The sequence below is a fragment of the Halorubrum ezzemoulense DSM 17463 genome, assembly GCF_002114285.1.
Classification (GTDB): Archaea; Halobacteriota; Halobacteria; order Halobacteriales; family Haloferacaceae; genus Halorubrum; species Halorubrum ezzemoulense.
Map to the genome: position 1 here is coordinate 1 of NZ_NEDJ01000106.1, position 6877 is coordinate 6877.

Annotated in this window: 5 protein-coding genes and 1 pseudogene; 3 read left to right on the top strand and 3 right to left on the bottom strand. The window is 71.5% G+C overall.

Annotated elements, in window-relative coordinates; translation table 11 throughout:
* The 3 genes from B9H04_RS16900 to B9H04_RS16910 all read left to right on the top strand — a co-directional run.
* Window positions 1–315: 2Fe-2S iron-sulfur cluster-binding protein (locus tag B9H04_RS16900; protein ID WP_139835143.1), on the top strand; the 315-nt coding region annotated here is incomplete at its 5' end.
* 105 nt (window positions 316–420) lie between these two features.
* Window positions 421–759, top strand: a complete 339-nt coding sequence (locus B9H04_RS16905; RefSeq protein ID WP_049932867.1) for a hypothetical protein — start codon at window positions 421–423, stop codon at window positions 757–759.
* Between the two features lie 111 nt (window positions 760–870).
* Complete coding sequence (locus tag B9H04_RS16910; RefSeq protein WP_049932866.1) at window positions 871–1206, top strand: NifU family protein; 336 nt, start codon at window positions 871–873, stop codon at window positions 1204–1206.
* Window positions 1207–1254: 48 nt separating this feature from the next.
* On the opposite strand, the gene B9H04_RS16915 is transcribed toward B9H04_RS16910, so the two are convergent.
* The 3 genes and pseudogenes from B9H04_RS16915 to B9H04_RS19765 all read right to left on the bottom strand — a co-directional run.
* On the bottom strand, window positions 1255–5154 hold the full coding sequence (locus B9H04_RS16915) for a glycoside hydrolase family 97 catalytic domain-containing protein (protein WP_394334724.1): 3900 nt from the start codon (window positions 5152–5154) through the stop codon (window positions 1255–1257).
* A 120-nt stretch (window positions 5155–5274) separates the two neighbouring features.
* Entirely contained in the window at window positions 5275–6792 is a 1518-nt protein-coding gene (locus B9H04_RS16920; RefSeq protein WP_049932865.1) for a DUF402 domain-containing protein, read from the bottom strand.
* 2 nt (window positions 6793–6794) lie between these two features.
* Window positions 6795–6877 (bottom strand): annotated as a pseudogene (locus tag B9H04_RS19765) (DUF7532 family protein); the annotation flags it as partial.

A 6877-nucleotide genomic window follows, 5' to 3' on the forward strand; every position in this document is an offset into this window, starting at 1 on the left:
CCCGGTGACATCCCCGAAGACGAGGTGGAGTACTACGAGGTCGAGTTCGTCAAGCAGGGCGAGACGGTCGAGCTCTCCAACGACGAGCCCATCCTCGAACAGGGCGAAGACGAGGGGTGGGACCTCCCGTACGCCTGCCGACAGGGCCAGTGCGTCTCCTGTGCCGGGCAGATCGCGGACGGCCCCTCCGAGGACTTCGTCGAGCACGACAACCAGCAGATGCTCGAAGAGGCCGAGATCGACGACGGCTACACGCTCACCTGCGTCGCGTACCCGCGCGACTCCTTCAGCATCGAGACCGGCGAGGCGCCGTAGGCCCGTTTCTTGGTCTCGACTCTCCCACCCGTTCTCGATTCCGCGCTCGTTCCCAGTCCTTCTCGCTCGCGACACCCTTTTTCGCGTCTCGGTCCAACGAGCCGTATGTCCGTCACCACGGCCCTCGTCGGGGGCGGCGGAGGCGTCGTCGTCGCGCTGATCGCTGCGGCCGTCTACCGCGACGCCGCGCGCGTTGGCGTCGACCTCGGCTCGCCGGCGGCGTGGGCCGCGCTCGTCGTGCTCACCGGCGGTGCGAGCCTCGTCACGCTACTCGCGGTTCCCGACGCGCCCCTACCCGGAGTCCTCGTGTTGACCGCGCTCGGGCCGCTGCTGTACGTGCTCGAACGCGACGACTCGCTGAACGGCGACGACCCGGCCGACCCCACGCGGCTCCCCAGCCAGTCCGGCGACGCGGCCGACTCGGGCGACGACGGGGAGCGATAGCGCGCTCGGCTGCCGCCGTTCCGTCTCATCGACGATGACACAGTTCCTTTCGACGCGCCCGACGGCTCCTAAACCGCAACTTTCCATACCGTCGGCGATGTATTAGGGATAATGAGCGACGAGAGCGACGAGAGCCTCGCGGACCGGGTCGAGCGGTGGATGGTCGGACAGATGCCGATCATCCAGATGCACGGCGGCACGAGCGTCGTGCGCGAGGCGAACCCCGAGACCGGCGAGGTCGTCGTCGAGCTCGGCGGCACCTGCTCCGGCTGCGGTATCTCGAACATCACCGCCGACAACATCCGCCGCGACCTCATCATGGACTTCGACGAGGTCGACAACGTGACGGTGCGGACCGCCTCCTCCGGCGATCAAGGCGCCTCGACGGTCGAGGGCGGTCGCGGCGGCGAGCTCCGCCACGAGACCGACTCCGCGAATCACTTCTGAACGCGGCGGGCCGTCCCGCCGCGAGGCCTCTCGATTCCGCCGCCTCTCTTATAGCGACGTGAACGGCAGCGACGCGAGCGAATCGGGGCCGTAGTCGAGCGCGTCGGCCTGCGAGACGCCGTCCGGCGTCACGAGGTCGACGACCCGCGGCGCGTTCCCGGCCGCGCCCTCGCGCGCGCCGCCGAAGACGAAGGTCCCGGCCTCTTCGGCGACCGCGCGCAAGCTGCCGCGGTCCTCCGAGCCGACGACCGGCGCCACCTCCCAGCCAGAGATGTCGCCGCCGACCGCGGACTTCGGCACCGAGACGACGGCCGTGTTCGACTCGAAGCTCACGAACACCTCCGGCGTGCCAAGGTCTCCGCCGTCGGCGTCGGTGATCCCTTTCGCGAAGCCGCTAGCGTCGATCCGGTACTGCCACGGCGCGCCGAACTCGGCGGTGAGCCCGAGATCGTCCAGCGCGCTCGTGCGGCCGCCGTTCGCGTCGGGATCGCGCAAGTAGACGAGGAAGTAGTGCGGCGAGAAGTCGCCGCCGAACGCGTCGTAGAGGTTCTCAACCCCGAATGCGAACCGGTACTCTTTCTCGGTCTCTAAGACGCGGAATGAGCGCAGATCGAACGCGCCGTCTCGGAACGCACCGTCCGTCGGGTAGACGTACTCGCCGGGTCCGTCGTCGTCGCGTTTCGGGTCGGTCAGCTCGGCGACGACGTCGCCGGGAGCGACGGTAACCGTCTCCGCGGCGAGCTCCTCGTCGGTCTCCGGGTCGCGAACGGCGACGTCGTAGGTGCCGATCGCCGTGATCCGGTAGCCGAGTTCGACCGTCTCGTCCGTCGCGTTCGGCGGGAGCCGGACGTTGGCGAGCGTCTCGACCTCGCCGTCGACGACGATCTCGACGTTCGTGCCGCCCACGAACCCGGCGTCGTTCGACCCCGTCCCCGCGATGAACGACTCGTCGAGGTCGGCCTCCTCCGCGATCTCGATCGAGATGTCCTGTTCTGGCCGCTCGTACTCCGGGAGTCGACCGATCTCGCGGCCCCGCGCCGGACGGAACCTGACAGCAGTTCCACCGCTCGGCGCGAGCGACGCGAGCAGCGTCGTGCTCGGGGTGACGATCGCCTCGTCGATCCGGACCCCGGTCGGGTCGGCGTCGACGCCTCCTCCGATCGCGTCCGAGTAGATCTCCGCGACGTACTTCGGGCCGTCGCGGCCGCCGCCGTTCGCGTTATTCTTCCCCTTCTCTTTCCCCTTTCCGCCACCCTTGCCGTGCCCCGGCGCGTCCCCGGACTTACCGGGTGCGAGGAAGTCGAGCGGCACGTTGACCGCGCGGCCCGCCCCGTCGGTCATGACGCCGACGTACCACTCGTCGCCGTGCCGGCGGGCGATTGCGAGGTAGTCGCCGATCGCGGCGCCGACGACGCGCGTCTCGTCCCAGCCGGCGGCCGGAACGGACTCGATGAAGGAGAACTCCGGCTTCGCGTCGAAGTTCTCGTTCTCCGGAACGTACCCCTCGTACTCGGCCGGGATCGGGGAGGGCTCGCCCGATTCGGTGACGGCGACCGCGTTGAGGTTGAATCCCCCCACGTCGCCGGTGAACCCGTCTCCGCCGTCCTCGTAGTCGAGCTCGACCGCGATCTCGGTGTCGCCCGCGTCGAGTTCCACCCCGGTCGTGAACACCCGCCAGTCGTCCCAGTAGGCGGTGGAGTCGGGTTCGATCGTCCGGCTCGCGTCGCCGACGCGGAGCGTCGCTCGCGGCCCGCCGGCGTCGATCACGCGTTGCGCGTTCTCCTCCGGCGCGCTCGCGTACCGGAGGTGGAGGTCGTATGTCCCCGGCTCCTCGACGCCGCGCACGACGTACGTCACCGACGAGCCGCTCGGTGCGCGGTTAGGGTCGACGGCGACGTGGTTCGTGCCGAACGCGTCCCGCCACGTGTCGTCGGTCACCAGTCCGTCGCGCTCGCCAGCCGCGGCTTGGAGCCCCTCGCCCACCTCGAACGTCTCGTCGACGTACCCCTCGATCCGGTCGGCGGCCATCTGGAGGCCGCTGAGGTACGTCGGGTACATCGCGAGCTGCTTGGCGCGGGTCGTCTGGACCTGGTCGCCGCGGTCGTCGCCGAAGGTCACGTCGAAGATACCCGGCTGGAAGCTCACCGGGCCGGCGAGGTTCCGCGTGAACGGGAGCGTGACGTGGTGGTCGCGGCCGACGTTCGATCCGAGCTGGCCGAACCCGTCGTACTCCTGGGCCTTCACCACCTCGCGGTTCGCCACGTTCGGGTAGGTCCGGATCTCGCCGGTCGGCTTGATCCCCTCGTGGATCTCCAGCAGCTGACGGTTCGCGGCCGCCTCACGGATCGCGAGCCGGTGGTGGTTCACCGCGAGCTGGTTGTGCTGGTTGTGGGTCGGCTCGGCGCCGTCGCCGTCGATGCCGAGCCCCGGGTCCGAGACGTACCCGTTCTTGATCGAGTTGATCCCCTCGGCCTCGTACCCCGCGAACACGTCCGCGTCGAGGATCGCGGCCTCGTACTGCGGGATGTTACCGGCCGTCTCGTTGTGGATCGTCATCTCGACGGGGTCCGGCAGGGACGCGCCGAAGTCGGTCACCTCGGGCACGTCGAAGTCCGGATAGGAGTCGTCGACGCCGAAGCCGAAGCCGGTGCCGTCCCCGGGATAGGTGTCCCACCCCTCGTTCCACCCCTCGACGAGCACGCTGTCGATCCCGTTCTCGCTCGCGAAGCGCATGTACCGCTTCATGCGCTCGGTCCGCGCACCGTGGACGTACGCGGCGGGATTTCCGTCGTTCCCGGCGATCTCGTCGTCCGACTTGTACTCCCAGTTCGCCTGCCCCGCGATCATCGTCCACCAGATGCCGACGTACTTGCGGGGCTCGATCCAGTCGGCGTCCGGCTCGCCGCCCGCGGTCGGCAGCGCCGACTCGTCGAGCGGGTCGGCGAGCAGCGGGACGAGCTGCGACTCGATCAGCTCGCCCGGCCGGTCGACGACCTGTACCGTCCGCCACGGCGTCGCCGCCGGGAGGTCGAGCGAGGCCCTCGACCCGTCGGGCAGCGGCGTGAGCTCGGTCGCGAAGGCCGTCCCCCCGTCGTCGCTGCGGGGCGCGAGCGTCGCCGCCGCGTAGTCGTCGAGGTTCGCCTCGTGGACGCTGAGGTACGCGTCGCCCGCGTCCACCGTCAGCGGCGTGTGCGCGCCGGTCCGGGTCGGCGTGTCCGTCGGCCGCGTCTCGCGGCTCCCGGCCGGTATCTCCGACAGCGGCGTCTCCGCGTACTCCTGCTCGAACCGCGGGTTGGTTACCTCGTTGCGGATCCACCAGGCGTCGTAGTCGGCCGCGAAGTCGACGCCGGTGTTCTCCGAGTCGATCACCGCCTTCTCCGAGTGGCTCGCGAACCCCTCCCCGAGGACGACCCGGAGGCCGACCCCGTCGTCGAACGCGCGCACTTGGAGGGTCGCGGTCCGCGCGTCCGCCGCGGGGGCGCCCGACCCGTCCGCGTCCCCGGCGGCGTCGGCGAGCCCGACGCTCAGGGCGCGGTACTCCGCGGACACCTCCTCGTACGCGCCCCACACCGGCTCCCACTCCTCGGTCGCCGACTCGCGCTCGGTGCCCGTAACCGTCACCGGGCCCGACTCCCCGTCGGCGCTCGCGCCGAACGACGGCTGATTCCGGAAGTCGAACCCGACCGTCGACGGTCCGACGTACGTTTCGCCGCCGCGAGCGACCTCGTAGGTCGGGGCTCCGCCGGTGACGTCGACCGTGACCGCGATCGATCCATCGGGCGACTCGACCGTCTGGACCGGGTCGTCCGCCTCGTTGTCGACTCGCGCGGCGTCGTCGGCCGACACGTCTCGCGAGTAGGCCGCGGCGGCGACCAGCGCCCCCACGCTCCCGAGGAACCCCCGCCGCGTCGCGCCGTCAAACGTTTGCTGTGATCGTTTCTCACACATTCCGTCCGCAGCGTGTATGCGATGAATAATAATGCTATTGTAACGAATCGAAGTGATTGGATTTCGAAACGACCGAGTCGACGCGCCTCGGCGCCCGGACCGCCGCCCGCCGATCCACCTCTACAGCGCGTTCTCCAGCGCCGACGCGACGCTCCGCACCTTTTCGGCCAGCGCCTCGGGGGTGTGGCCGGCCGCGACCGACTCGGCCAGCTCCTCGTCGTCGACGCGCTCGACCGTCCCGTCGGGGTGTTTCATCACGTCGACGTGGAGGTCCACGTAGCGGGCCGCGTCGGGGAACACCTCGACGGGCGTACAGACGTTGACGTACGTCCCGCGGACCGTCCCGTCGCGGCCGCGGTACGTCGTCGGGTACCACCAGCGCCCCTCCTTCAGGCTCGTCTCGGCGACGTCGCCGGCCTCGCGGTCGACGCCGAGCCCGTCGTAGGTCCCCCCGCCGGTCATCTCGCGCTCGACGGTGACGGTCCCGTCGGCGTCGACTCCCGTCACCGTCCCCTCGCCGAGGGTGATCAGCCGGCCGTCGGGCTTCCCGTGGTCGATCCGGAGCGCGTCGCCCTCGCGCGGGCCGAACGCGTCGGCCACGACCGCGAACGGGAACTCGGCGTCGGGAGCGGGGTCGCAGAGCGCCTCCGCGAGGTCGACGCCGGCCGAGGCGTCCGCCGACCCCGCCTTCACGCGGTGGTGGCCGGGCATCGTCGCGGTCGCGGTCCGCCGCGCGTCGTCGAGTCCCGACCGGCTCTCGCGGCCGAACCAGACCCAGACGCCGGCGTTCGGCGCGGCGAGCGGGGCGTCGCGGAGCCGGCTCCGGTCGCTGACGACGCCGAGCCTGTCTCCGGTCCCGTCGTCGACTCCACTCTCGTCGTCCGCTCCGATCGCCGCGCGTAGCCCCTCGGCGGCCTCGACGGCCGCGTCGAGGCCCGCGGTCAGCGCCTCCGTGTCGGCGTCGACGGCAGCGGGCTGCCACACCGCCCGCCAGCCCGTCGGCGGTTCGAGGTCGAGCAGGTCGAGCATCCCGGACAGCTCTCTGGCGGCCTCGTCGTCCCGGGCGTCGACCCGCGTCCCGGACCCCGGTTCGAGCGCGACGAGGTCGCCGCCGACCCGCAACTCCCCGGCGAGTTCGGGGCGACGGTCCGTCCACGGCGCGGCCGACTCGCGCACCTGGACCCGGACCGCGTCCCCCGTCTCGACCCGGGCGTCGACGGCCCCGTACGGGAGGTACCCCTCGACGGCCGCGGCGGGCGTGCCCGTCACGTCGCCGCCCTCGCCGCCGACTCGCCCGCCGCCGACTCGGAGGTCGACGACGGCGCCGCCGCCGAGCGTCTCCGTCACCTCGCCGTCGAGGACGGTCCCCGGCGGCGTCGGGTCGGGCCACGCGAGCGCGTCGCGGCCCGCGTCGGTCAGGAGATCTCGGACCGCGCCGAGCGCGCCGGCGTCGCCGTGCGCGCCGACCCCCTGCCGGTCCGCGCTCGTCCCGATCCGGACGGTCGGCGGCTCGGTCCCGAACTCGGCGTCGAACCGCCGGCGGATCGGCGGCGAGGCGTCCACCACCTCGTAGCCGGCGTCGAGCAGGCGCGCGGTGAGCGCCGTCGCGTAGATGCCGCGGACGCGGGCTCGCGCCATCGTCACAGCTCCGCGCGCTCGCGCGCGAACCGCACGCGGTCGTTCACCGTGTCGCCGAGCGAGAGTTCGACGACGACCGGGGCGC